The following is a 25,781-nucleotide window of genomic DNA, read 5'->3' on the forward strand; positions in this document are numbered from 1 at the left end:
AATTTTATCTCGGTATTTTTAGATGTTTATCCTTTATTTTTAGTGCCTTACTTCAATTAAGGGTGGTTTTTATAAGTTGTACGATTTTACTGTGTGTTGTACAGATTTATATTGCAAGGTAACAGAGTGTCGTATGAAGGGAATTAAGCGCAGCGGTGGAAAATATTTCTTAAATTTAACATGTAATTTTTTGTCAGTTGATTTTTTTGACTGAGATCATTTCAGCCAGGGCAATAATATATTCTGGAGTGGTCATTACCTAAATTGAGACTTTCAGGTTATGCAGTGACTTAACGGGGCTCTGCACCTTATGATGGCGGCATCACTTATGCTCAGCCCGGTGAGCAAGCATGCAGGAATCACCCCGTAATGAATTTACTCAACGATCTCGATCTGCGTCAGCTGGAAGCGTTCGCAGCGGTTATTGCAGCGGGCAGCGTGACCGCCGCAGCCAAAGCGCTGAATCGCTCACAGCCTGTGGTGTCACGCCAGCTGCAGGAGCTGGAGCTCTCTCTGGGCTATCCGCTCTTTATCCGCAACGGACCGCGTATTCACCCCTCCGAAGAGGCGCTGCAGCTGCATCAGTATGTGCAGAAAGCGCTGCTCTCTTTACAGCAGATCCGGCTGCGTGCGCAGGAGATCGCGCAGCAGCAGCAGCGGCCACTCAGCATTGCGGCCACGCCGGCGCTGGCTGCAGGGCTGCTGCCACAGGCGCTGGCGGCGATTGGCCTGCACAATAAAGTGCAGATCATCAGTGAGTCTGCGGCGCAAACGGCGCACGCGGTGATCACCGCTGAGGCGGACATCGGCCTCTGCAGCCTGCCGCTGGAGCATGATGCAGTGGTACTGCACTGGATTGGTCACGCGCGCTGCGTGGTGGCGCTGCCGGATAGCGACCCGCTCGCGGCGCAGCCGCAGATATCGCTCAGCCAGCTGGCGGGACGGCGACTTATCGCCCCCTGGAACCCGCAGCGCCTGCGCGGGCGCTATGAAAAAGCGCTGAAGCGTGTCAATACGCCGCTGCCGGAAACCATTGAAACAAATTCATCAGCAAATATTCTTGGCTGCGTTCGTGCCGGGCTGGGCGTGGCTATTCTGGAGCCGGTTTCCGGCTGGGGAATGCCGCTGGCTGGCGTCACTATCTGTACGCTGGAAGAGGATATTCCTTACTACTTTGGCGTGGTCACGCCGCAGGGACGGCAGATCACCGCGGCAGCACAGGCGCTGGTAGAAGCGCTCGCCGCCGCGGCTGCCGCGCTGTTGCCCGATTTTCAGCGGCTGGCCTCAAGCGAACACACCCGCGTTATGCGGCTTATCAATCAGCTTTAAGGCGTCTGCAGGGCGTGGCAACTGGCTTATACCCATTCCGGCATAAGATATAAGAAATCCATTGGTTAAATGCTGAGCGCTATTATTGACTCCGCCCGGTCGCAGGAGGAGTATGCAAAGCCTCAGCTTTTATTATGCGTATTAACAATCATTAGCCGGTAACTATGTGTTATCAGGATAATAAATCCGGCGGTTGTGGGTATGCGTTTGACAGCGTTTTTTGCGCTGACATCAGGGGATACTTATATGACTTCAGCTGCCGACGGTCTGGCTGCGCTGGAAGCTCAGCTACAGCAGGACCTGGAATACCTTGAACTGCCCGCAAAACCCTGGGTGCCTGTGCACACGGCTTATGACCAGCCGGTGCGCGATGTCGTCGTGATCGGTGCCGGAATGTGCGGCCTGGCGGCGACGGCCCGGCTGCAGCTGGCGGGCATCACCAATAGCATCGCTTACGACACTGCACCAGCAGGGGAGGAGGGGCCGTGGGTCACCTTTGCCCGCATGGAGACGCTGCGTTCCCCTAAATCGCTGCAGGGACCGGCACTCGGTCTGGCCTCGCTGACCTTTCGCGCATGGTACACCGCGCAGTGGGGAAAAGCGGCATGGCAGGCGCTGGACAAAATCCCGAAAGAGATGTGGATGAACTATCTGGTCTGGTACCGGCAGGTACTCAATCTGCCGGTACAGAACGGCGTCCGCGTTACCGCCATTGAACCTGCCGGGGCGCTGATTGCGCTGACGCTGGAAGGCGCAGCGCCGGCACGCGTCTATACCCGCCGGCTGGTACTGGCAACCGGCCGTTCCGGCCTGGGCGGCGTTGCCGTTCCCCCCTTTTTGCAGGGCGTCGATCGCCGCTTCTGGGCACACTCCGCCGACAACATCGACTTCCGTGCGCTGCAGGGTAAGCGGGTTGCGGTGATTGGTGCTGGTGCTTCGTCAATGGATAATGCCGCAACCGCGCTGGAGCAGGGCGCTGCCAGGGTGGATCTGCTGATCCGCCGTAAAGCGATGCCGCGCATCAATAAAATGACCGGTATCGGCAGTCAGGGCGTGGTACACGGTATGCACCAGCTGCCGGATATGTGGAAATGGAAGTTTGTTGATTATACCGCTGCCACCCAGACGCCGCCGCCGCGCGCCTCCACCCTGCGCGTTTCGCGTCATGAAAATGCCCGTTTTTTGCTGAACTGCGCTATCAATGCCGTCAGGCCCGAAGGGGATGAGCTGGTCATTGAGACGACGCAGGGGCCGCTGCGCTATGACTACCTGATTGCGGCTACCGGTTTCAGCAACGATTTCAGCGGCCGATCCGAATTCGCCGCCATCGCCCCGCACATCCGCCGCTGGGCAGATGGTCGCTATCAGCCTGCCATGGGGCCGGCGCGCCAGAATATGCTGGAGGCGCCTGACCTGGGACCCGGGTTTGAGTTTCGCGAGCGCTCCCCCGGCGCCTGCCCGATGCTTTCACATATTCACTGTTTCAATGATGCCGCGATGCTGACGCACGGCAAAGTCTCCGGTGATATCCCCGCGGTCAGCGCCGGTGCCGATCGGCTGGTGCGGGCGATTGCGGCCTCGCTGTTTGCCGAGGATGTGGAGCAGCACTATGCCAGCCTGCAGGCGTATGACACGCCTGAATTACAGGGCGATGAATGGGTGGACGCCACCCCCTTACTGAATCAGGAGAACGCGTTATGAGTGACGCTATCGATCGCGCCGCCGGGCTGACCCCTGACGCGGCGCTCTACCAGACGCGGCGGCTGCGGCCGGAGTTTGTTGATGGCGCCGAGGCGTGCCGTCGCTCCGTGCTGACACCGGAAGATGACCAGGGGCTCTCTGCAGCCCTGCGGCTGGCGCTGGCGCAGCGCATGGCGCGGCTGAATCAGGATAGCGCGCTGGAGCAGGCGTATCAGCATGAACTGGCGCAGCTGCAGCCGGCAGATGAGCTGCTGGCGCTGGCAGAAGGCGCGCTGCCGGCAGGCGAACCGCTGGCGACGATTGTCCGTCATACCGATCTGATTACGTGCCAGCCGGTGCAGGCCACAGAACAGCATATCCGGCTGCTGGAGCAGGCGGGACTGAATAATCCGCAGATTGTGGCGCTTTCTGAGCTCATTGCCTTTGTTAACTTCCAGACGCGCGTGGCGGCTGGCCTGCGCCTGCTGAGGTCAGCATGATCCCTTCTGTTTCCCTGAAGCCGCTGCACTGGCACCCCTATATTGCGCCGGTGAGCGTAGACGACGCCACGCCTGCCCAGCGCGATGCGATGAAAATCACACCGTCTAACAAGAAGGTGTCGGAGTATGTCCGCACGCTGGTGCACGATCCGGAAAGCTACACCGCACGTACCGGGCTGTTCAACGCCATCATGTATGTTGAAGGCGGCCTGAATCGCGCCGATCGTGAGCTGGGCGCGCTGGGCGCGTCAATCGTGAACGGCTGCCGCTACTGCGCGGTGGTGCATGCGCGCCGGCACGTGCAGCTGGCTGAAAACGACGCGGTGGTCAGTGCAATCTATTTTGACCGCGCCGATGCGCTGGGCGAGCGCGACGCCGCGATCTATCACTTTGCCCGCCGCCTGTCGGTCACGCCAGCCGAAGCGACGGCAGAAGATATTGCGCCGCTGCGTGCGGCCGGAATGGACGATGGGGAGATTATCGACCTGATCCACGCTATCGCCATCTTTGGCTGGGCCAACCGTCTGATGCATGTGCTGGGCCATGCTGACCTGAATAAATAGGGCAATGCCATGTTAGAACTTAATAATATTACGCTCGCCTATGGTAACAACCCGATTCTGAAAGGGGTCGATCTGACGGTAAAGCGGGGCGATGTGGTGTCGATTATCGGGCCAAGCGGCACCGGTAAAACCACGCTGCTGCGCTGCATTAATTATCTGGCAAAGCCCACAGCCGGAACGATCGCGCTCGATCAGATCCGCATGGATTATCGCAAACCCGATAAAGCGGCGATCCAGGCGATCCGCCTGCGTACCGCGATGGTATTTCAGCAGTTCAACGTCTTTAAGAACATGACGGTGCTGGAGAATGTGATGGATCCGCTGATCGTGATCCAGCGCAAAAGCCGCCAGGAGGCGCGGACCATCGCGCTTGAGGAGCTGGAGCGGGTCGGACTCGGCGCGAAAGCCGATCACTATCCTTCCCAGCTATCTGGCGGACAGCTGCAGCGCACCGGCATTGCCCGCGCACTGGCGGTGCGGCCGGAGGTCATTCTGTTTGATGAACCGACCTCTTCGCTGGATCCGGAGCTGGTGGGTGAGGTGCTGAAGGTAATCAAAGATGTCACCTCCTCAGGCATCACCTCGCTGCTGGTCACGCATGAGATGCAGTTTGCGAAAAGCGTCTCTAACCGCATTGTGTTTATGGATCAGGGGGTGGTCGCCGCGCAGGGTACGCCGGCAGAGATGTTTGAAAACCCGACCCTGCCGCGCCTTGCCCAGTTTCTCAGCTCAGAACGCATATTCTAATAATCAGAGGAATCAAGATCATGCCTGCACTTAAAACAACATTACGTCGCCTGGCCGCGCCTGGCATCATCGCACTGGCGCTGGTCAGCGGCAGCAGCTTTGCCGATGCGGTTCGCACCATCAAAATCGCTACCGCTGCAGAGTCCAAGCCGCTCTCCTGGGGCGCGATTGGTCATGAGCCGCAGGGCTATGAGCCCGACGTGCTGAAAGCGATTAATGCCAGACTGCCGCAGTACAAATTTGTGATGGAAGGCGCCGCGGATATCGCTCAGGAGACCGGGCTGGCGACCGGCAAATATGATATGGCAACCGGCGGCTACTATAAGGCCCCGGCGCGTAGCAAGCAGTTCCTGATCCCGGATGCACCGATGGGTGCCAGCCTGATGAAGATCTACAGCCGCAGCGACAGCACCATTCAGGGCATGAAAGATCTGGTGGGCAAAAAGGTTGTCCCGGTGACCGCTGGCGGTGGCGTCTACAAATTTGTGACGCAGTGGCAGCAGGATAATCCGAACGACAAGATCGCCATTAAAGCCTCCAGTGCTGGCGTGCCCTATCCGGATCGCCTGAAAGAGGTGCAGAACGGCAAGTATGACGCGCTGATCCTGCCATCAAACCTCGGCGAGCAGACGGTCATTGATAACCAGAAACTGGCTATCAAAGCGAGCGAACCGGTGGCGATCAACAACACCTATGTGCTGCTGCATCGTTCGGCAGAGAATCAGGCGCTGAGTCAGGACATTACAAAGGCGCTGCAGGATCTTAAGGCGGACGGCACGCTGGATAAGCTGGCGCAGAAGTGGTTTGGTGAAGACGTCACGAAATATATGCAGTAACGGATTCACAAGCAGATACCGCGCCGGCTCTCTGGCAGGCGCGGCTCTATAGTAAGCAGGAGTGTTTCACCGTGAATCTATCCGCCATGATCCCCGAGCTGCTGTCAGCGCTGCCGCTGACGCTCGGTATTATGTTTGTTGCGATGCTGGCTGGCTTTGTTCTGGCGCTCATCACGACGCTTTTCCGCGTCCGTCGTATTCCGCTGGTCAGCCAGCTGGCCGATCTGTACGTCTCTTATGCGCGCAGCGTGCCGGTGGTTCTGCAGCTGTTTGTCGCTTTCTACGGCCTGCCGCTGATCACGCAGCAGCTCGGCTTTACGGATTTTGTTTCACCTAATCTGGCCGCCATGATTGGCCTGAGCTTCTATCACGGCGGCTATCTCTCCGAAGTGATGCGCCCGGCGTTTCTGGCGGTAGAGCGCGGTCAGCACGATGCGGCGGACAGCCTGGGTTACGGCTTTCGTCACAAGATGCTGCGCGTGGTAGGACCGCAGGCGGTGCACTTTGCGCTGCCGGGCTATGGTAACGCGATAATTTACCTGATCCATAATGTTGCGCTGGTGATGTATATCGGTGCCGCTGATGTCATGGCGACGGCGCATCTGATTATGGAGCGCGATTATAACCAGTATCAGTTTGGTACCTATCTGGTGCTTGCGGTGATCTATTCGCTGCTCTGTCTGGTCGCCTGGCTGATTATTCGTTTCTTTGAACAGCGTCATGCGAAGTACAGCGCCAAAACGGCGCGCGTCAAGCTGACCGCCAGCGTCTGAGCAGGAGAGCGCGCATGTTTGATACTGAAGTACTACTGCCCGATTTCTGGAGCATTCTGGATGCGGTGCCGGTTACGCTGCTGATGGCGGTAACGGTGTTTATCTGTTCCACGCTGCTGGGCGGGCTGTTTGCATATATTGAGCATCAGCGTATTCCGCTACTGCGTCAGCTGGTGATGGTTTACAAAATTGCCTTTAAAGGCGTGCCGATGGTGGTGGTGATTTTTCTCGCCTACTACGGTCTGCCATCCGCGCTGCATTTCTTCGCTACGCTGTTTAACGTTGAGGTGAATGCTCACTCGCTGCCTAACTGGGTGATTATCATCGTCGCGCTGAGCGCCTGCGTAGCGGCGTTTCAGGCAGAAGTGTGGAAAGGGGCGCTGAACTCGTTTGACAGCGGCCAGTCCGACGCCGCGCTGTCGCTGGGTTACAGCGGTGGCCAGCTGTTCCGGCGCGTGATGTTCCCGCAAATCATCGTGGCGGCGATCCCGGATCTGGCCAACGCCTTTATGGTGATTATGAAAGCGCTGTCGCTCGCCTTTGCTATCGAAGTCGTGGATATCTTTGCGCAGGCGCAGCTGACGGCGGCGCTGAACTTCTACTATCTCGAAGCGTTCCTGATTGCCGTGGTGTTTTATATGGTGATTGCGTGGGTGGTGACCAAGGTCGCCGATATGATTGAAGCGCGGTTGCGCGTCAGGACCTGAGAGAGAGAGGAGGCTGGCGCCGGTTCTGTTCACCACGGGGGCGTGGGGCACGGGACTGGTTCCGTTCGCCACAGGGGCACGGGGCCGGTTCCGTTCGCCGTCAGCCGTGGCAGCAGCCTGTGCCCCGGCACGGCGACCGGGCAGAGGACGCCTGGCCGCGCCCTCTGCACTCCCCGGCCCTGCGCCAGCCCCGTCCGCCGCTGCGCGGTTCCCTCGCTCACGCCCGCTTCCCGGGGACCGGCCGCCATTCGCTCCTGCTCACCGCGCCCTTTCGCCGACGTCCTGTCGGCTCATCCCGGAACTGTGCCCTCCCTCGGCGGACCCGGATGGCGCTTCCCCCGGCTTCCACTTTTTTCTCTTTCCTGGTTTTTTTTATGGCTGTGGATTTTGTTCGCAGGTTCAGACCCTGCAACCTTTTAAGAATGAAAAAATGAAGAATTTGCAGGCGGGGAGGGGGCGCCATCCGCAGCGCCGGGCGCAGAGTGACGGCCAGGGCGAGCCGGCAGGACGCCGGCGAGAGCGCGGGCTGAGCAGGAGCGAATCCGCGCGGTCCGTTAAGGCCGGAAGGATAAGTCCGGGAATTCGCGAGGACGGCGCAGGGCGCGGATTGCTAAGGGGCGCGCCCACCCGCCCCTTAGCCCGTCCGCATGCGAAAATGCCGCTGAAACTGCCAGAAGCCTGGCGGGCGGAACCCCTCCGGTGCCGCGGACTGCTTAGCGCACAGCCGCGTGCTGCTGCCCCGGGGCCGGTTCCGTTCGCCGTCAGCCGTGGCAGCAGCCTTTGCCCCGGCGCGGCGACCGGGCAGAGGGCGCCTGGCCGCGCCCTCTGCACTCCCCGGCCCTGCGCCAGCCCCGCCCGCCGCTGCGCGGTTCCCTCGCTCACGCCCGCTTCCCGGGGACCGGCCGCCATTCGCTCCTGCTCACCGCGCCCTTTCGCCGACGTCCTGTCGGCTCATCCCGGAATCGCGCCCTCCCTCGGCGGACCCGGATGGCGCTTCCCGCTGCGGCTGGTCTTTTTTTCTTTATGTTGCTTTTTCATGGCTGGCACTCCTGCGCCTGAGCTTCACACCTCGCCACTTTCAAGAATGAAAAAATGAATGTGCAGGCGGGAAGGGGGCGCTATCCGCAGCGCCGGGCGCAGAGTGACGGCCAGGGCGAGCCGGCAGGACGCCGGCGAGAGCGCGGGCTGAGCAGGAGCGAATCCGCGCGGTCCGTTAAGGCCGGAAGGATAAGTCCGGGAATTCGCGAGGACGGCGCGGGGCGCGGATTGCTAAGGGGCGCGCCCACCCGCCCCTTAGCCCGTCCGCGTGCGCAAGCGCCGCTGAAACTGCCAGAAGCCTGGCGGGCGGAACTCCCTCAGTGCCCCGCGCTGCTAAGCGCCCAGTCCCGCGCTGCCGCGCCCCCCTCCCCAGCAGACAAAGCAAACTGAAAACTGGCCGATAATGCGCCATTACTTCTGCGGTTGGGACAATTTTCCGAAACTCGTCGGCTTTTCACCTCGTCTGTTTACAGAAAATTCAGGACAGGCAAAATAGCGTTTATTTTCTCACCGTAATTGACTATGTCTGAAGAAGCCCTGCGTCAGCAGATCCAGAACCTGAAAAAACACAACGCGCGCCTGAAGCGCATTGCGCATGATGCGCGCAATAAACTCAGCGCCGCGCTGGATGGCACCGGACTCTGCCTGTGGCAGCTGGACATTCCCAGCGGCAAACTGGTGATATTCAACCGGCGCTGGGGGGCGATGCTCGGCTTTCAGCCGAAAGAGACCAAAGCGCGGTTTGATGCCTGGCGGGAGTGCCTGCATCCGGAAGATGCTGATGAGGTGCTGCGGGCGTTTTACGACCATATCGAAGGGCGGGCACCGTGGTATGAGGCGCTGCACCGCATGATTGGCAAAAATGGCAAAATTACCTGGGTGCTGGACCGCGGTCGCGTCAGCGAGTGGGATGCGGCGGGTAATCCGCTGCGTGTGACCGGTACGCATATCGATATGACCAAAGAGAAAAATTATGAGGCTCAGCTTGCGCTGCTGGCGCATCACGATCCGCTGACGGGTCTCGCCAATCGCCATGCGCTCTCCGTTCAGTTTGCGCAGATGCAGGCCGGAGGGCCGCTCTGTGTGGCGTTTATCGATCTGGACAACTTCAAACACGTCAATGATACGCTCGGTCATCGCAGCGGTGATGAAGTGCTGATCCAGCTCAGCCAGCGGATGCTGGACGCTCTGCCGCCTGTGGTGCTGGCAGGCAGGCTCGGCGGTGATGAGTTTGTGCTGCTGATGCCATTCCTGATCGACTACCCTAAAGTGCGGATTCTGGCGCAGGCGGTGCTGGAGGCGGCGCTGCAGCCGTTTGATGTCGACAACGGTCTCGCACAGATTGGCGCTTCAATCGGGGTGGCTCAGGTACGGGCAAAAGAGAGCTTTGATGATGCGCTGAAACGGGCGGACGAGGCGATGTATCAGGTGAAGCGTAACGGAAAACAGGGGATAAGGCTTGCTGCCTCCGGGCAGGAGAGACGCGACGTTTAAGTATTAAACGCATCCGCTGTCACCCCTGTTCGCGTAATGCGCCTAAACTTGTCTGCGATTATTGCTGCGGCGATCTCTGCCGGCAATAAAACTGCCTGTTATCGGCCACATACGGAGAATGAGATGAGCACCTTTCAGACTAAAGATGGCGTTACGCTCTGGTTTAAAGACTGGGGCAGCGGCCAGCCAGTGCTGTTCAGCCACGGCTGGCCGCTGGATGCGGATATGTGGGACAGCCAGCTGACTTTCCTCGCGGAGCGGGGCTATCGGGTTATCGCGTTTGACCGTCGCGGTTTTGGCCGCTCAGAGCAGCCGTGGGAAGGGTATAACTACGATACCTTCGCTGATGATATCCATGACCTGATCGAACATCTCCAGCTGGAAGAGATTACGCTGGTAGGGTTTTCAATGGGCGGAGGCGATGTCACGCGCTACATTGGCCGCTACGGCAGCGCAAAAGTAAAATCGCTGGTGCTGCTGGGTGCCGTGACGCCGGTGTTTGGCCGGAAAGCGGATCATCCGGAAGGCCCGGAACAGGCGGTCTTTGATGATATCAGGGCGGGATTACGTCAGGACCGTGCGCAGTTCATCAGCGATTTTGCCACGCCGTTTTATGGTCTGAATGCCGGACAGCAGGTTTCAGACGGGGTGCTGACCCAGACGCTCAATATCGCGTTGCTCGCTTCGCTGAAAGCGACTATCGACTGCGTTACGGCGTTTGCAGAGACGGACTTCCGGGATGATATCGCTAAAGTCGATGTGCCCACACTGGTGATCCACGGCAGTAACGATCAGGTCGTACCCTTTGAGGCGACCGGCAAGCTGGCGCATGAGATGATTAAACATTCACAGCTGAAAGTGTATGACAATGCACCGCACGGCTTTGCTGTTACTCATCAGGATCGACTCAACGCCGACCTGCTCGCCTTTTTGCAGCAGCAGAAATAAAAAAAGGTCGCCTGCGGGCGACCTCCTCTGAACTGCAGGGCAGAGTTAATCTGCCAGCAGATGACCATACATCGTCAGCAGACGACGCGTCACGCCGTTGGTCCAGCCAAAACCGTCCTGCAGCGGATATTCGCCGCCGCCGCCCGGACGCGCCCGATCGCCGCTGATATCATATTTCTCAACCAGCTTGTGATGCAGCGAGTAGAAGTTTTTCACCGTCGTCAGCCAGTTCACCGCAATCTCAGTGGCCAGCGTCTCTTCACCGTAATGATTCAGCCCCACTACGGCCATCCACTGCAGCGGTGCCCAGGCGTTAGGCGCGTCCCACTGTTCGCCGCTCTCGACCATCGAGGTCAGCAGTCCGCCCTGCGTCAGCAGCAGCTGGCGCAGCGCAATCGCCTGCAGATGCGCCTGCTCAGGCGAAGCGAGGCCGAGGAACAGCGGTACAACCGCAGCGGCAGTAAAGGCGCCAAACCGCTCGTTGCGCCAGTCGTAGTCACGATAAACGCCTGCGGTGGTATCCCAGAGGTAACGGTTAATCGCCTGCTTGCGCGCATCCGCTTTTTTCTGCCACGCCAGCGCCGTCAGCTCTTCGCCCCGGGCGTGCGATAGCGTGGAGATCATCAGCTCCAGCTTGTAGAGAAACGCATTGAGATCGACCGGGATAAACTGCGTAGTACGGATACTCGCCAGTCGCTGCGGATCGCGTAGCCAGCGTGAAGAGTAATCCCAGCCGGATGCAGCACCGGCGCGCAGATCGCGGTAAACCTCACTGGCCGGACGGCTCGACTTGCTGGCCGTCTCCACATCTTCCACCCAGGATTCATCACGCGGTGTGTCGCGATCGTCCCAGTAGCGGTTGAGCAGAGAGCCGTCGGGCATGCGCACAACGTGACGATAAGCCTGATGCGGCATCAGCTCACCTGCGCCATCCATCCAGAACTGATACTCTTTCATCAGCTGGTCAAGGTAGCGTTTGGCACCGCGAATGCCATCCTCTTCAAACAGCTCCACCATCAGGGCAAATACCGGTGGCTGCGAGCGGCTGAGATAGTAAGTACGGTTTCCGTTAGGAATATGACCGTAGTTATCGATCAGCCAGGCAAAATTGTCCGCCATATGACGCAGCAGATCGTCACGTCCGGCATCAGCCAGCCCCAGCATGCTGAAATAGGAGTCCCAGTAATAGGTTTCGCCAAAGCGGCCGCCGGGTACCACGTAAGGTTTTGGCAGCGGCAGCAGCGAGGAGTGTGGCATATGCTGCTGAGGCATTTTTGTCAGCACCGGCCACAGATCATCGATGTGCTCTTTCAGCGTTTTATCCGGATTTGAGACATAAAAGCTCTCATTTACCTGCGGCAGGTAAAAGTGCTCATGAATAAACTTTTCCAGATCGAGATCGCCCGCCCGTTTGCGGCGACGATAGCGGATAAGAATATCCAGCGGATCGAATTTAGGCGCGCAGTCGGGAAATGTTTTGCTGTCAGCAAAAATATGAGAGGTCTGAACGTGTTCAAACATCTCCAGATAGCGATCGGCAGGCGTCAGCGCATCCGGTGCCGGCAGTCCCTGAATCAGCTCAGGTTCTGGCTCCGAATCCTCTGCGCCTTCACGCACGAACTCATGAGGATCGTATTGATACTCCAGATCAGCATGGGCTTCGTGTTCCCCGAACACATGGCGTGGCTGGTGGTTAGTATTAATAACGGCCTCCTGAAATTCCTGGTTGCTCAAAAGACAAATTATAGAGGGTTCGCGGTTGCAGACAACAATGCGAAATATCTATGAACGTAATAAATATTGTCGATGGATCGCCGTTTTTGCCTTTTTTGCAATATTAACAACGGCCTGTATTTAAAGATATTTAAGGTGTTTCTTAAATATACCTTCAGAAAGCGCACCGGATTAATCTGCAAATAAGAAAATCGCCAATTTCAGGCGCCGTTCTCCCTTTTTTCTTGATCAATTTATGCGGTTGTTTTCTGCACCCGGTGCGCGACTTACGCGTTACAGCCATCCGGGTGTCTGTACATCCGGAATCTGCACAGGACCTCGCCGCGGTAAATTTTTTGCCAGATGAGCAGGCGCTAAGCGAAAACGTTATTAATTACCTTTCGCTATAAACAGGTTTTTTTTAATTTTAATTTAACTAAAAAACGGCCGTGCAATAATTTTTACACTGCGCTGGCGCAAACATCAGGCTGCCGTTTTGGTTGTTACCGTAATTAACAATCAAATGAACTGCTTAAAGAAGTAATCTCTTTTACAGCCGCTAAGCTTAATAACAACATTGTCACAATAGAGCAGGATAATTAACCTTAACTCAGTGATTTTAAACAGATAGTTTCTCGCAAAAACAATGATCTTAATCAAGATTTACTGGTATAGTTTTATTCACTCCTGTTTTTCCGTTTGTTCCTGCCGGTTTCTCACATTTGGCGGGAATTGATGACGGCGTAGCAGAAATTATTCTGTGCGCCATCTTTGTTAATAATAAGTAAAAATTCCGCGTAATTTTGTGGCAATGAGGTAAGCAATGTTTGGATTAGATGCTTTTCATCTGGCCAGGATACAGTTCGCGTTTACTGTCTCCTTCCATATTATCTTCCCGGCCATCACTATCGGGCTTGCCAGCTTTCTGGCAGTGCTTGAGGGGATGTGGCTGAAAACCCGTAATGAAACCTATCGCGATCTCTATCACTTCTGGTCGAAAGTGTTTGCGGTGAACTTCGGTATGGGGGTGGTCTCAGGTCTGGTTATGGCCTATCAGTTCGGGACCAACTGGAGCGGGTTTTCGCAGTTTGCCGGGAGTATTACCGGTCCGCTGCTGACCTATGAGGTGCTGACTGCCTTCTTCCTTGAGGCGGGCTTCCTCGGCGTCATGCTGTTTGGCTGGAACCGCGTCGGACCAGGCCTGCACTTCTTCGCCACCTGTATGGTCGCGTTAGGTACGCTGATCTCCACGTTCTGGATCCTCGCATCAAACAGCTGGATGCACACGCCGCAGGGCTACATCATCCAGAATGGTATTGTGGTGCCGGAAGACTGGTTCAAAATTGTGTTTAACCCCTCATTCCCTTATCGGCTGTTCCATATGTCGGTGGCGGCATTCCTTGCCAGCGCCTTCTTTGTGGGCGCGTCCGGGGCATGGCATCTGCTGCGCGGCAATGACAACCCGGCGATCCGCAAGATGTTCTCAATGGCGCTGTGGATGGCGCTGATTGTTGCTCCGATTCAGGCGATGATTGGCGATGCGCACGGCCTGAACACGCTGGAGCATCAGCCGGCAAAAATTGCTGCCATTGAAGGACACTGGGAAAACCCGCCGGGTGAAGCCACGCCGCTGATCCTGTTTGGTATTCCGGATATGGAAGAGGAGCGTACGAAGTATGCGCTGGAAATTCCTTATCTCGGCAGCCTGATCCTGACGCACAGTCTTGATAAACAGGTTCCGGCACTGAAAACCTTCCCGAAAGAGGATCGGCCTAATTCGCTGGTGATCTTCTGGTCGTTCCGCGTCATGGTGGCGATGGGGCTGCTGATGATCACGCTCGGCGTGTTCAGCCTGTGGCTGCGTTATAAACAGCGTCTTTACAGCTCACGACCGTTCCTGTGGTTTGCGCTGCTGATGGGACCATCGGGCCTGATCGCTATCCTTGCTGGCTGGTTCACCACTGAGATCGGACGTCAGCCGTGGGTGGTTTACGGCGTGCAGCGCACAATTGATGCGGTTTCAGCGCATGGCGACCTGCATATGAGTATCAGCCTGCTGGCCTTTATCCTGGTCTACTCATCGGTGTTTGGCGTGGGCTATGTCTATATGATGCGCCTGATCAAAAAAGGTCCGCACACCGGTGAAGGGAAAGATGTCCGTCACGGTGGTCCGGGTCAGGATAAGACGCCAGCGCGCCCGCTCTCTGCTGCACATGAGAGCCTGGATGCTTCGCAGGAGGGTAAATAAATGATCGATTTTTCCGTTATCTGGTTCGCCATCATCGTCTTTGCCACGCTGATGTATATCGTGATGGATGGCTTTGACCTGGGCATCGGTATTCTGTTTCCGTTTAACAAAGATGCCGTTGAGCGCGACATGATGGTTAACACCGTGGCGCCGGTCTGGGATGGTAATGAAACCTGGCTGGTGCTGGGCGGAGCAGGGCTGTATGGTGCCTTTCCGCTCGCCTATGCGGTGATCGCTGATGCACTGGCGATCCCGCTGACGGCTATGCTGATCGGCCTGATTTTCCGCGGTGTGGCGTTTGAATTTCGCTTCAAGGCGACCGAAGAGCATCGTGCATTCTGGGATAAATCGTTTATTGCCGGCTCGCTGCTGGCGACCTTCAGCCAGGGCGTGGCGGTCGGTGCGATGATCAACGGTTTCCCGGTTAAAGGACGTGAGTTTGCCGGTTCAGCTCTGGACTGGCTGGCCCCGTTCCCGCTGTTCTGCGGCGTGGGTCTGGTCGTGGCCTATGCGCTACTGGGCTGCACCTGGCTTATCATGAAAACCGAAAATGAACTGCACCGTAAAATGTCTGCGCTGGCTACGCCGCTGGTGATTGCGCTGCTGGTGATAGTCGGCATTATCAGCCTGTGGACGCCGTTTGCTCACGAAGCGATTTCGCAGCGCTGGTTTACCCGGCCAAACCTGTTCTGGTTCCTGCCGGTGCCGGTACTGGTTCTGCTCTGCTCGTGGGGGATCATGCGCGCCATCAAACGTGAGGCGCACTATTCGCCGTTCCTGCTGACGCTGGCGCTGATTTTCCTCGGCTTCTCCGGGCTTGGCATCAGCGTCTGGCCAAACATTATTCCGCCATCCGTAACCATCTGGGAAGCGGCATCGCCGCCGCAGAGCCAGGCCTTTATGCTGGTGGGCAGCCTGCTGATTATCCCGATGATTCTGGGCTATACCTTCTGGAGCTATTATGTGTTCCGCGGAAAAATCAAAGCTGACGCAGGATACCATTGAGATGCAAACGGAGGTCAGCAACATGAAACAGCACACTGAACATAAAGCGCCGCTCTGGAAGCGGGTGATGTGGCTGGTGATCATCTATGGTGCAAGCGTGCTGGCACTCGGCGTGGTGGCATCCCTGTTTCGTATGATGATGACCGCGGCAGGTATGCGTTCGCATTAATATCTGTCTGTAGCAGAGCGGCACAGCACAGCGTGCCGCTCGCCTTGCGTTAAAAAAAGTTAGTAACCTAAGCAATTAGTGCGCCGCCCTGAGCGGATCCTTTACTCTTCCTTACGTTGGTTAGGCGATTTTGTTATATTTATGTGACAAATAACGCATTAACGCGCGCTTTCCTGACTCATTCAATTAGAACCATGCTTAGCCTGAACCTGAAAAAGCAGTATATCTCTGACCTGGTTGACTGGATTGAAGCCAACCTGACCGATGAGCTTAATATCGATCTTATCACCCTGAAATCAGGCTATTCCAAATGGCATATGCAGCGCATGTTCAAGGAGATGACCGGCCAGACGCTGGCCTCCTACACGCGCAAACGCCGTCTGACTTTATCCGCTATGGCGCTTCGCTTAACCAGCATGCCGCTGATCGACATCGCCGTACGTTTTGGCTTCGACAATCAGCAAAATTTTACCCGCGTGTTCAAAAGCCATTTCTCGCTGACGCCTGGCGCCTATCGTCGTATTCCGGAAATGCGCATGAAAGCTTTTCACAGCCGCATCTCTGCGCCGCGCCCGTGGGTTAAAACACGGCTCGCCGAGAAGCCGGAAATTCGTCTGAGTGGAGAGGTGGTGGAGTGGGAGTGCCGCTTTGGCGAATATATTGACCATCACAATCATATCGTGGCGCAGCATACACGCGACTTTATCGCCTTTGCCGGACAGCACGCCACGCGCGGCTGGCTCGGTTTTCAGTTCAGTCCCGGCGTGAGCTCGCTCGATCAGCAGCATATCAGCCTGTTTCAGGCGCTGGAGAGTGAGCACGCTGACGTTCTGCCGCAGCATGTGCAGAACTGGACCGGCGAGAGCGGGCTGTATGCAGAGATCGACTGGCATGGCGCGCCGGAAGAGATCAACGCCTTCACCGCCGAGATTTACTACAACCATCTGCCCGCGCTCGGCGTGGCGCGTCGGCCCGGTAAAGATCTGCTCAGGCTCGATTTGAAATACAGTACGCCGCAGCTGCTGCAGGGCACCTTTCATATTCCGGTAGCACTGGAATAATCAGCAAATTGTGCGGCTAAATGTGACAAACCGCACAATTTTATAAACCCTGCGCCGGTAGCGGCGTAAAATTCTGCTCCGAAGCCTGACCTGCCGCGCCATGTGCTGGCAGCGCAGCATCAGGCTGGATGGCTCTCTGCATTCCCGATCCGCTCCGGATCTTTAAATGAAACCCTAAATTATCATGCGACTTTTACCGTTGTTCTTGTCCGCGGCGCTTGCCGTTTTTTCATCGCTGGCCGGTGCGCAAATGGCTGAGCCATTTTCACCCCCCGGTGGCCTGCATCCGCACCAGCAGCGCTGTGCTCAGCAGGAAATTGTGGGTGATAACGCACTGCCTCAGTATGAAAACAGTGAGAACGTTTCTCTCTGCTGTAGCGATCTGCACGCCTGACACCTGCCGCCGCTCTCCGCTAATGCGGCAACCGCATTTTTCGACATTGTTTCCCGGCGCGGTCACCGCTATCGTTTCGCCACGTAATGAGAATTATTTACATTAATTTAGCGTGGCGGCACAGGCGGAGTGCGCTGCTGCCGCTGCCGGGAGAAGTGAATTGTCACAGAAAAAGAGTCGTGCACCGCAGCGAGTGCGTAATGAGCTGCGCTTTCGTCATCTGACGGTAGCCAGCAAAACCCGTGTTGCCGGCGTCTTCTGGCGCATTGTATTTACCGGGGCCGATCTGGCAGGCTTTCATTCCCCCTCGTTTGACGATCACATCAAAGTCTTTTTTCCCTCCGGGCCGGGCTGCGATGTTGCGCTGCCGCAGCTGAGTGAAGAGGGCATCGTCTGGCCTGAGGGCGTGCGTCCCGCCGCGCGTGACTACACGCCGCTGGCGTTTAACGGCGTCGACTCTCTGACGCTCGATTTCTATATGCATGATGACGGAGTGGCGAGCGGCTGGGCAGCTGCGGCTAAGCCTGGCGACCGGATCGCGATGGGCGGGCCGCGCGGCTCCTGCATTATGCCGGTGGATTACGCCTGCCAGGTGTATGTCTGCGATGAAACCGGGCTGCCTGCTTTTAAGCGGCGCTATGCGGAGCTGCAGGCGCAGCACGTTCACCTGCTGGCGTTTACGGATGCCGCTATCGGACATGACTATCTGGGAGAGATGGAGGGCGTTACCGTTCACTGGCTGGGCAGCAACCGTATGGCGGCCACTACGCCAGCGCAGCTGACGGCAGAACTGGCTGCCATCGATTTTACCGGCGATGACTATTTTGTCTGGCTGACCGGAGAAGGCAATGCGGTGAAACAGCTTAGCGACTATTTTACGCAGCAGCGCGGCGCGGATACGGACTTTGTCCGCGCCGTCGCCTACTGGCATCAAAAGTCACCTGAAAAGTAAGCAGCGGCAGATATCCCGCTGCCGGCGAGCGGCGCTAGCGCCGTTTGTCGGCATGGCCCAGTGAGCGATCCGGCCAGCAGTAGTCGCGCACGCGCTGTTTCAGCGTGACCGCATCCGGAAAACCGCCGTCGCGTTTGCGCTCCCAGATAACCTGACCATCCACGCTGATCTCAAAGACGCCGCCGGTACCAGGCTGCAGCGTGACCGCGCTGAGATCGTCGCTGAACGTCTGCAGCAGCTCCTGAGCCATCCACGCTGAACGCAGCATCCAGTTGCACTGGGTGCAGTAGTGCAGGGTAATCGCGGGCTTAGACATCGTTAACTCCCTGACGGCAATCCACTATCAGCCGGCCGCGCACGTTGCCCGCCAGCAGCTGTTCGGCACCTTCCTGCGCTTCGCTGAGCGGAATGATGCGGGTTATCTGCTGCAGCAGCGCGCTGTCGGCCTGTTCTGCCAGCCGCTGCCACACCTGCTGGCGCAGCGCCTGCGGACACATAACGCTATCGATACCGGTCAGCGTGACGCCGCGCAGAATAAAGGGGGCCACGCTGCCCGGCAGATCCAGTCCCTGCGCCATTCCGCACGCGGCCACCACGCCGTCGCGCCGCATCCCTGCCAGCACGTTGGCCAGCGTATGGCTGCCCACGGTATCAATGGCGGCAGCCCAGCGCTCTTTTGCCAGCGGTTTACCCGGTTCGCTGAGTTCAGCACGATCGATTACCGCTGTGGCGCCCAGCGTATTGCACAGGTAGTCGCGCTCAGCCGTGCGTCCGCTGGCGGCGACCACCTCATATCCCAGGCGTGCCAGCAGGCTCACCGCAAAACTGCCTACGCCGCCGCTGGCTCCCGTTACCAGCACCGGGCCGTGCTGCGGGGTGATGCCCTGTTTTTCCAGCGCCATCACGCAGAGCATCGCGGTAAAGCCGGCGGTGCCTATCGCCATCGTCTGCTGCGGACTGAGCGCATCCGGCACGCTGACCAGCCAGTCGCCGGAGACGCTGGCTTTCTGCGCCAGTCCTCCCCAGTGCTTTTCACCCACGCCCCAGCCGGTCAGCAGCGCCAGATCGTTCTGCTGCCACGCCGGATGGCGGCTATGGGTCACGCGGCCCACAAAGTCGATGCCTGGCACCATGGGAAACTGGCGTACGATCGGCCCTTTGTTGCAGATGGCGAGCGCATCTTTGTAATTCAGCGTGGAGTAGCTGATATCGAGGATAACATCCCGATCGGGAAGCTGTTGCTCGGAGAGATCCTGCAGGGAGGTGCGATACCCCTGTGCATCATTTTCAATGACTAATGCTTTGAACATGCCGCCTCCGGCGATAGGAAGTGTGCAGCCAATAGTACCCCTGATTGTGAGCGGCAGCAAAAAATGCCATTATCGCGACCGGCGGGTGTCCTGCACCGGTCACGCCGTTCCTTTCTGTGCCACTGGCACCCACTCATCCTGTTATGCCGGGGATTTGAGTTATGAACCCATTGAAAATAGCCGCCAGCGTCGCAATTGCGCCGGGCCTGAGCCTGAATACCACCCGCGATGTCGTGACGCTCGACACGACCGACTTTACTGACGTTGCCGCGGTGGTGCTCTCGCTGGCGGATACGCGCAGCGGCGTACTGATGCTGCTGCGCCAGACCGGATTTAACCTGCCGGTATTTGTGGCTAACGCGTTTGATACCGCAGTGCTGGATCTGCCTGGCGTGACCGGAGAAATCAACGGCGCAGCTGAAGAGTGGCAGGTGCTGGAGCAGGCTGCGCAGCAGTATGAGGCGGCACTGCTGCCGCCTTTCTTTGATACCCTGACGCGCTACGTCGATATGCAGAACAGCACCTTCGCCTGCCCGGGCCATCAGGGCGGGGCGTTTTTCCGCCGCCATCCCGCCGGGCGGCAGTTTTATGAATTTTATGGGGAAAACCTGTTCCGCTCTGATATGTGTAATGCAGATGTCCGGCTGGGCGATCTGCTAATCCATGAAGGCTCGGCGAAAGATGCGCAAAAGTTTGCAGCCCGCGTTTTTAACGCCGACAAAACCTATTTTGTGCTGAACGGAACATCAAGCGCTAATAAAGTCGTCACCAATGCGCTGCTGACGCGCGGCGACCTGGTTCTGTTCGATCGCAATAACCATAAATCCAACCATCACGGCGCGCTGCTGCAGGCGGGCGCCACGCCAGTCTACCTGGAGGCGGCACGTAATCCGTTTGGCCTGATTGGGGGCATCGACGCACACTGTTTCGATGAAAGCTATCTGCGGGCAGAGATCGCAAAGGTTAACCCTGAACGCGCCAGGCAGGCGCGGCCATTCCGGCTGGCGATTATCCAGCTCGGCACCTATGACGGCACCGTTTACAACGCGCGTCAGGTGGTGGACCGCATCGGTCATCTGTGCGACTACATTCTGTTTGACTCCGCGTGGCTCGGCTATGAACAGTTTATTCCGCTGATGGCAGCGGGTTCACCGCTGACGCTTACCCTGACGGAAGACGATCCGGGGATCTTTGTCACCCAGTCAGTACACAAACAGCTGGCGGGCTTTTCGCAGACCTCACAGATCCATAAAAAGGATAATCATATCCGTGGTCAGCAGCGCTTTTGCCCGCATAAGCGGCTGAACAACGCCTTTATGCTGCACGCCTCAACCAGCCCGTTTTATCCGCTGTTTGCCGCGCTGGATATCAACGCGCGTATGCACCAGGGCGAGGCAGGACGCAGCCTGTGGCACGACTGCGTCATACAGGGCATTGATGCGCGTAAAGCGATCCTGCAGCGCTGCACCATGATTAAACCGTTTCTGCCTGCTCAGGTACACGGCGCGCCGTGGCAGCAGGCAGACAGCGCCGCTATCGCCCGCGATCCGGCTTACTTTAGCTTTGAGCCCGACGCAGAGTGGCACGGCTTCAGCGGCTATGCGCCGGGCCAGTATCAGATTGACCCCTGCAAGCTGCTGCTTACCACGCCGGGCATCGACGCACGCAGCGGCGCGTACAGCGACTTTGGCATTCCGGCCACCATACTGGCGAACTATCTGCGTGAGAACGGCATCGTGCCGGAGAAGTGCGATCTCAACTCCACTCTGTTCCTGCTGACGCCGGCAGAAAGCGCGGAGAAGATGGCGCATCTGGTGGCGATGCTGGAGCAGTTTGAACAGCAGGTGCGCGAAGATGCGCCGCTGGCGGAAGTGCTGCCGAGCCTGTATCGCAAGCATGCGGAGCGCTATCGCGGCTATACGCTGCGCCGCCTCTGTCAGGAGATGCACGATCTCTACGTCAGTTTTGCCGTTAAAGATCTGCAGAAAGCGATGTTCCGCGCTGACTGTTTCCCGCCGGTAGCGGTCAATCCGCAGGATGCGCATCAGGCTTATATCCGCGGTGAAGTGGAGCTGGTGCCGGTCGCAGAAGCGGAAGGGCGCATCGCGGCGGAAGGGGCACTACCTTATCCACCGGGCGTGCTGTGCGTCGTGCCCGGCGAGGTGTGGGGCGGGGCGGTACAGCGCTACTTCCTCGCGCTGGAAGCGGGCATCAACCAGCTGCCGGGCTTTTCACCGGAGCTGCAGGGTGTTTATATCGCGGAACAGAGCAGCGGCTATAAGCAGCTGGTGGCGAATATGCTGACCTGAGCGTATCGCGCCCTGACCCGATCGGGCAGGGCGCGACAATCCGGCGCATTTAATAGCGGTGATAGCTGCGCTGCGCCTGGTTAACTTTATAGAGATAACGACGCGACTCGGCAGAAGGATGGCGGCTGGTCAGCGTCTGGTAGACATCGGCTGGCGACATATCGTTGATCAGCGAAAATGCGCGGTCTTTATCGCTGGAGAAGACGCGCAGTACGCTGCCGGCACCGCCGTTATACGCGGTGATCACCGCATAGCGACGCGAAGTGGGATCCTGAATGCCGCCCAGATAGCTTTTCTGCAGCAGCGACAGATAAGCCGTACCGGCATCGATGTTGTTTTCCGGGTCCAGCAGATAACTGCGGCTCGGCTTGCCCCATTTACCTTTCATGCGGAAGACGTCAACGCCGGCAGTATGCTGCACCACCTGCATCAGCCCCAGCGCATCAGCGTGGCTGACCGCATAGGGGTTAAAGCTCGATTCGGTCTGCATAATCGCCAGAATCAGTGAGGCATCGACACCATACTGCTCAGCAGATTTACGCACCATCGGCAGATACTTATGTGCACGCTTGTCGAGATGGTTCGGCACCATCGGAATGGTTACCGACCAGATCACATGCAGCCCGGCGGTGCGTTTTTGCAGTTTGTTCTGGATCAGGTAGTCCGCAAAGCTGGCGGCGCGCCCCTGCCAGCGGATTGGCTGCCCGGTATTATCCAGCACCTGGCCATACAGCAGCGGCTCTTTACTGATCTTAATATCGTTGGCGTCAGAGTAGAGATCGACATTGCCCGGATCGTCGCCGATCAGCAGAGTGGTGACGATCGCCTGGCGCAGGCTGGCCATGGGATCGGTACCGGAGATGGTCTCAATGGTGATACTACCCTTGTCGAAGTTGATGTGACTGCGGGTGTAGTAGCTGTCACTGTACTTCACATAATCTTTCGGCCCGGCGATAAGGACTTCATTAATGCCCCAGATATTTTCAATATTGGCGGCAAACTGTCCCATCAGAATGTCAAAGCCGTTGGTATCTTTAACCCACTCTTCGTGATACTGCGATTTTTTTTGTCCGGAGCAGGAGATTAATAGCGGCGCGATCGCCAGCAGGGCTATCAGTTTTTTATTCATCGTGAATCTGTGCCTGACTCAAAAAAGCGGGCCTCAAAGGAAGGCCCGGAACGGTTATTTTTCTGGCGGGGTAAAACCTTCGATATGCACATCTTTGCCTTCAAACAGGAAATTGACCATCTCCTTTTCCAGCACTTTGCGATCTTCCGGATTCATCATGTTGAGCTTTTTCTCGTTGATCAACATGGTCTGTTTCGACATCCACTGCTGCCAGGCTTCTTTAGAAATCTCATTATAGATGCGCTTGCCCAGCTCGCCGGGATAGAGCTGAAAGTCCTGGCCTTCAGCGTCACGTTGCAGATAGGTACAAAAAATGGTGCGGCTCATTACTCTTCCTCTTCGATCGCGCGCGATGACAGTGACAGCTGCTGCGGATGGCGTAATTCATGCAGTAAACGCTCTACCGGGGCAGCAAGGCCCACTGACGGTGGTTGCGCTAAGTTATACCAGAGACCGCCCGCTTCATCCATCAGCGACCCGGCGGATGGCTCTGCCAGCCACATCGGCACAATATCCAGATGGAAATGGCTAAAGGTGTGGCGAAATGCCGTCAGCTGCTGCAGATTGCCGCTAATACCGTGCTGTGTCAGCCACTCCCGCAGTGCATCCTCGCTGCTAAACTGCGGAAAGCAGTAAAGGCCGCCCCACAGTCCCGTGGGCGGGCGCTGCGCCAGCCAGACATTATCGCCATTCTGCATCAGTAAAAACCAGCCGCTGCGCACCGGCAGAGTGACTTTGGGCTTTTTGCCCGGATAGTCAGCCCAGCTCTGGCTGGCATACGCTTCACAGCCGCTATTAAGCGGGCAGATTTCACACTTTGGTCGCGAGCGGGTGCAGACCAGCGCGCCGAGATCCATCATCGCCTGATTAAACTGGCTGACACCCTGCGCTGGCGTCACTGCTTCGCTGATCTGCCACAGCTGCTTTTCGACCTCTTTTTTGCCAGGCCAGCCGCCTATGGCGTAGCAGCGTGCCAGCACGCGTTTGACGTTGCCATCCAGAATCGGAAAATGCAGGCCAAGCGACAGTGAAAGGATCGCCCCGGCGGTCGAGCGACCCACGCCCGGCAGGGCAGCAATTGCCGTGAAGTCCGGCGGGAACTCACCGCCGTGCTGATCCACGACCTGTTTAGCCGCTTTATGCAGGTTGCGCGCCCGCGCATAGTAGCCGAGGCCGGTCCAGAGATGCAGCACTTCATCCAGCGGCGCGGCAGCAAGATCGCGCACGGTGGGGAAGCGCGCCATAAAACGTTCAAAATAGGGAATAACCGTGGCAACCTGCGTCTGCTGCAGCATGACCTCTGAAAGCCACACTTTGTAGGGCGTCTTTTCCAGCTGCCACGGCAGCGTTTTACGGCCAAAGCGGTCATACCACTTCAGCACCTGTTGCGCGAATTGCGACGCCTGCATCATATGAAGGAAATTTTCCGTGTTTACTCTACAATCAGGCAGGAATTGCAGCACAGAGCGTCAGGGGTGTAAACCGGAAGATTGCAAAGGCTTGCTTCTGACCTTTAACTTTGCATAATGCCCGTTTCCCCGAACAGGCTAACCAGCAGGCTTCAACATGATAAATGACGTCATCACTCCGGAATTTGATGAAAACGGGCGGCCGCTGCGCCGTATCCGCAGCTTCGTACGCCGCCAGGGGCGGTTAACGAAAGGCCAACAGCTCGCGCTGGATCAATACTGGCCGGTGATGGGCGTTGAGTATCAGCCCGCGCCGCTGGACATGACCGCGCTGTTCGGGCGCGACGCACCGCTGGTGCTGGAGATCGGTTTTGGTATGGGCGCCTCGCTGGTCACCATGGCGCAAAATAATCCGCAGCAGAACTTCCTGGGCATTGAAGTGCATGCGCCGGGCGTAGGTGCCTGCCTGGCATCTGCGAAGGAAGCGGGCGTAGAGAATCTGCGGGTCATGTGCCATGACGCGGTAGAAGTGCTGGAGCATATGATCCCGGATAACTCTCTGCGCATGGTGCAGCTTTTCTTCCCGGATCCGTGGCACAAAGCGCGTCACAATAAACGCCGTATCGTGCAGGCGCCGTTTGCTGAACTGGTGCATCGTAAGCTGAAGCCTGGCGGCGTGTTTCATATGGCCACCGACTGGGAAGATTACGCGACCCATATGCTGGAGGTGATGAACAGCGTAGCGGGTTACGTTAATCAGTCAGCCACCCAGGATTACGTGCCGCGTCCCGAGACGCGTCCATTGACTAAATTTGAGCAGCGCGGGCAGCGACTGGGCCATGGCGTGTGGGATCTGATGTTTGAGAGGGTAAAATAATGGCCGTACAGCGTAGTCGTCGTTTACGTAAGAAACTGCATATCGATGAGTTTCAGGAGCTGGGTTTCTCCGTAGCATGGCGTTTTGCCGAGGGAACCACCGAAGAGCAGATTGATGCCACGCTGGATCAGTTTATCACTGAGGTGATCGATCCAAACGGTCTGGCTTATGACGGCAGTGGTTATCTGATATGGGAAGGCCTGGTCTGCATGCAGCAGACCGGAAAGTGCACCGATGAGCATCGTGAACTGGTGCGCAAGTGGCTGGAAGGGCGTGAATTGTCTGATATCCAGATAACGGAACTCTTCGACGTCTGGTGGGACTAAGTTGTAGTGCGACATTCGGGTGCGCATGACGGTGCGACCTGTAATGTATTGCACCAGGGGCGCATTAATGCGCCCCCTACAATGTAATTGCCATTGAAACATCACGCCGGCACGCGGAAATCTGTAGGGGCGCCATTCATGGCGCCCTGTGATGTAATTTGCCGTAGGGGCGCCATTAATGGCGTCCTGTAATGTACTGCACCAGGAGCGCATTAATGCGCCCCCTGTGATGTAATTTGCCGCAGGGTCGCCATTAATAGCGAC

Annotated in this window: 25 protein-coding genes; 19 read left to right on the top strand and 6 right to left on the bottom strand. The window is 57.5% G+C overall.

Annotated elements, in window-relative coordinates; genetic code table 11:
- The first annotated feature begins 369 nt into the window (after positions 1-369).
- The 10 genes from FS690_RS10510 to FS690_RS10555 all read left to right on the top strand — a co-directional run bounded on the left by FS690_RS10510 (position 370) and on the right by FS690_RS10555 (position 10,615).
- Positions 370-1,329 carry a LysR family transcriptional regulator gene (locus FS690_RS10510; RefSeq protein WP_052246444.1) on the top strand — a complete coding sequence of 320 codons (960 nt, stop codon included), beginning with the start codon at positions 370-372 and terminating at the stop codon, positions 1,327-1,329.
- A 246-nt stretch (positions 1,330-1,575) separates the two neighbouring features.
- A complete protein-coding gene (locus tag FS690_RS10515; protein WP_145339596.1) occupies positions 1,576-3,030 on the top strand; it encodes an NAD(P)-binding domain-containing protein in 1,455 nt (484 codons plus the stop codon).
- A complete protein-coding gene (locus FS690_RS10520; protein ID WP_145339598.1) occupies positions 3,027-3,509 on the top strand; it encodes a CMD domain-containing protein in 483 nt (160 codons plus the stop codon). The genes FS690_RS10515 and FS690_RS10520 overlap by 4 nt, the downstream gene beginning before the upstream one ends.
- Positions 3,506-4,072 (top strand): peroxidase-related enzyme, encoded by a 567-nt coding sequence (locus FS690_RS10525; protein ID WP_145339600.1) that lies wholly within the window; start codon positions 3,506-3,508, stop codon positions 4,070-4,072. The genes FS690_RS10520 and FS690_RS10525 overlap by 4 nt, the downstream gene beginning before the upstream one ends.
- Positions 4,073-4,081: 9 nt before the next feature.
- A complete protein-coding gene (locus FS690_RS10530) occupies positions 4,082-4,819 on the top strand; it encodes an amino acid ABC transporter ATP-binding protein (protein ID WP_039380122.1) in 738 nt (245 codons plus the stop codon).
- A 20-nt stretch (positions 4,820-4,839) separates the two neighbouring features.
- The gene (locus tag FS690_RS10535) at positions 4,840-5,655 is read left to right on the top strand and encodes a transporter substrate-binding domain-containing protein (protein WP_039380121.1); all 816 of its coding nucleotides are present in this window, start codon (positions 4,840-4,842) and stop codon (positions 5,653-5,655) included.
- A gap of 86 nt (positions 5,656-5,741) precedes the next feature.
- A complete protein-coding gene (locus tag FS690_RS10540) occupies positions 5,742-6,428 on the top strand; it encodes an amino acid ABC transporter permease (RefSeq protein ID WP_199181693.1) in 687 nt (228 codons plus the stop codon).
- 14 nt (positions 6,429-6,442) lie between these two features.
- Positions 6,443-7,135 (top strand): amino acid ABC transporter permease, encoded by a 693-nt coding sequence (locus tag FS690_RS10545; RefSeq protein ID WP_039380119.1) that lies wholly within the window; start codon positions 6,443-6,445, stop codon positions 7,133-7,135.
- A 1,560-nt stretch (positions 7,136-8,695) separates the two neighbouring features.
- Positions 8,696-9,667 carry a sensor domain-containing diguanylate cyclase gene (locus FS690_RS10550; RefSeq protein WP_094111538.1) on the top strand — a complete coding sequence of 324 codons (972 nt, stop codon included), beginning with the start codon at positions 8,696-8,698 and terminating at the stop codon, positions 9,665-9,667.
- A gap of 123 nt (positions 9,668-9,790) precedes the next feature.
- On the top strand, positions 9,791-10,615 hold the full coding sequence (locus FS690_RS10555) for an alpha/beta fold hydrolase (protein WP_071668595.1): 825 nt from the start codon (positions 9,791-9,793) through the stop codon (positions 10,613-10,615).
- Positions 10,616-10,660: 45 nt separating this feature from the next.
- Here FS690_RS10555 and treF read toward each other — a convergent pair whose 3' ends face one another.
- A complete protein-coding gene (gene treF / locus FS690_RS10560) occupies positions 10,661-12,319 on the bottom strand; it encodes an alpha,alpha-trehalase TreF (protein WP_071668598.1) in 1,659 nt (552 codons plus the stop codon).
- An 832-nt stretch (positions 12,320-13,151) separates the two neighbouring features.
- Between treF and FS690_RS10565 the strand changes: the two genes are divergently transcribed.
- From FS690_RS10565 to FS690_RS10590, 6 genes are all read left to right on the top strand, one after another.
- Positions 13,152-14,576, top strand: a complete 1,425-nt coding sequence (locus FS690_RS10565) for a cytochrome ubiquinol oxidase subunit I (protein WP_039380115.1) — start codon at positions 13,152-13,154, stop codon at positions 14,574-14,576.
- A complete protein-coding gene (cydB, locus tag FS690_RS10570; protein ID WP_039380114.1) occupies positions 14,577-15,581 on the top strand; it encodes a cytochrome d ubiquinol oxidase subunit II in 1,005 nt (334 codons plus the stop codon).
- A gap of 22 nt (positions 15,582-15,603) precedes the next feature.
- Positions 15,604-15,750, top strand: a complete 147-nt coding sequence (locus FS690_RS10575) for a DUF2474 domain-containing protein (protein WP_369826793.1) — start codon at positions 15,604-15,606, stop codon at positions 15,748-15,750.
- Positions 15,751-15,944: 194 nt separating this feature from the next.
- On the top strand, positions 15,945-16,811 hold the full coding sequence (locus FS690_RS10580; protein WP_039380113.1) for a helix-turn-helix domain-containing protein: 867 nt from the start codon (positions 15,945-15,947) through the stop codon (positions 16,809-16,811).
- Between the two features lie 250 nt (positions 16,812-17,061).
- On the top strand, positions 17,062-17,205 hold the full coding sequence (locus tag FS690_RS10585) for a cytochrome P450 (RefSeq protein ID WP_223811773.1): 144 nt from the start codon (positions 17,062-17,064) through the stop codon (positions 17,203-17,205).
- Positions 17,206-17,365: 160 nt separating this feature from the next.
- The gene (locus FS690_RS10590) at positions 17,366-18,157 is read left to right on the top strand and encodes a siderophore-interacting protein (protein ID WP_108570340.1); all 792 of its coding nucleotides are present in this window, start codon (positions 17,366-17,368) and stop codon (positions 18,155-18,157) included.
- 34 nt (positions 18,158-18,191) lie between these two features.
- Here the strand turns inward: FS690_RS10590 and FS690_RS10595 are convergent, their stop codons facing one another.
- Together FS690_RS10595 and FS690_RS10600 are read right to left on the bottom strand one after the other, a co-directional pair.
- Positions 18,192-18,473 carry a SelT/SelW/SelH family protein gene (locus tag FS690_RS10595; RefSeq protein ID WP_039380110.1) on the bottom strand — a complete coding sequence of 94 codons (282 nt, stop codon included), beginning with the start codon at positions 18,471-18,473 and terminating at the stop codon, positions 18,192-18,194.
- A complete protein-coding gene (locus FS690_RS10600) occupies positions 18,466-19,467 on the bottom strand; it encodes an MDR family oxidoreductase (protein WP_145339602.1) in 1,002 nt (333 codons plus the stop codon). The genes FS690_RS10595 and FS690_RS10600 overlap by 8 nt, the downstream gene beginning before the upstream one ends.
- A gap of 161 nt (positions 19,468-19,628) precedes the next feature.
- On the opposite strand from FS690_RS10600, the gene FS690_RS10605 reads away from it, so the two are divergent.
- On the top strand, positions 19,629-21,776 hold the full coding sequence (locus FS690_RS10605; protein WP_145339603.1) for an ornithine decarboxylase: 2,148 nt from the start codon (positions 19,629-19,631) through the stop codon (positions 21,774-21,776).
- A 49-nt stretch (positions 21,777-21,825) separates the two neighbouring features.
- Here FS690_RS10605 and mltC read toward each other — a convergent pair whose 3' ends face one another.
- From mltC to mutY, 3 genes are read right to left on the bottom strand one after another with little or no spacing between them, the layout of a single operon-like run.
- Positions 21,826-22,905, bottom strand: a complete 1,080-nt coding sequence (gene mltC / locus FS690_RS10610; protein WP_039380107.1) for a membrane-bound lytic murein transglycosylase MltC — start codon at positions 22,903-22,905, stop codon at positions 21,826-21,828.
- 54 nt (positions 22,906-22,959) lie between these two features.
- On the bottom strand, positions 22,960-23,232 hold the full coding sequence (locus tag FS690_RS10615; RefSeq protein WP_039380106.1) for an oxidative damage protection protein: 273 nt from the start codon (positions 23,230-23,232) through the stop codon (positions 22,960-22,962).
- On the bottom strand, positions 23,232-24,317 hold the full coding sequence (mutY, locus tag FS690_RS10620) for an A/G-specific adenine glycosylase (protein ID WP_039380105.1): 1,086 nt from the start codon (positions 24,315-24,317) through the stop codon (positions 23,232-23,234). The genes FS690_RS10615 and mutY overlap by 1 nt, the downstream gene beginning before the upstream one ends.
- A 154-nt stretch (positions 24,318-24,471) precedes the next feature.
- Here mutY and trmB point away from each other — a divergent pair, with 154 nt between their 5' ends.
- Positions 24,472-25,191, top strand: coding sequence for a tRNA (guanosine(46)-N7)-methyltransferase TrmB (gene trmB / locus FS690_RS10625; RefSeq protein ID WP_108570343.1), 720 nt, complete (start codon positions 24,472-24,474; stop codon positions 25,189-25,191).
- A complete protein-coding gene (locus FS690_RS10630; RefSeq protein ID WP_145339604.1) occupies positions 25,191-25,517 on the top strand; it encodes a YggL family protein in 327 nt (108 codons plus the stop codon). The genes trmB and FS690_RS10630 overlap by 1 nt, the downstream gene beginning before the upstream one ends.
- Positions 25,518-25,781 lie beyond the last annotated feature (264 nt).

It is taken from the genome of Pantoea sp. PSNIH1, assembly GCF_007680655.1.
GTDB lineage: Bacteria > Pseudomonadota > Gammaproteobacteria > Enterobacterales > Enterobacteriaceae > Pantoea > Pantoea eucrina.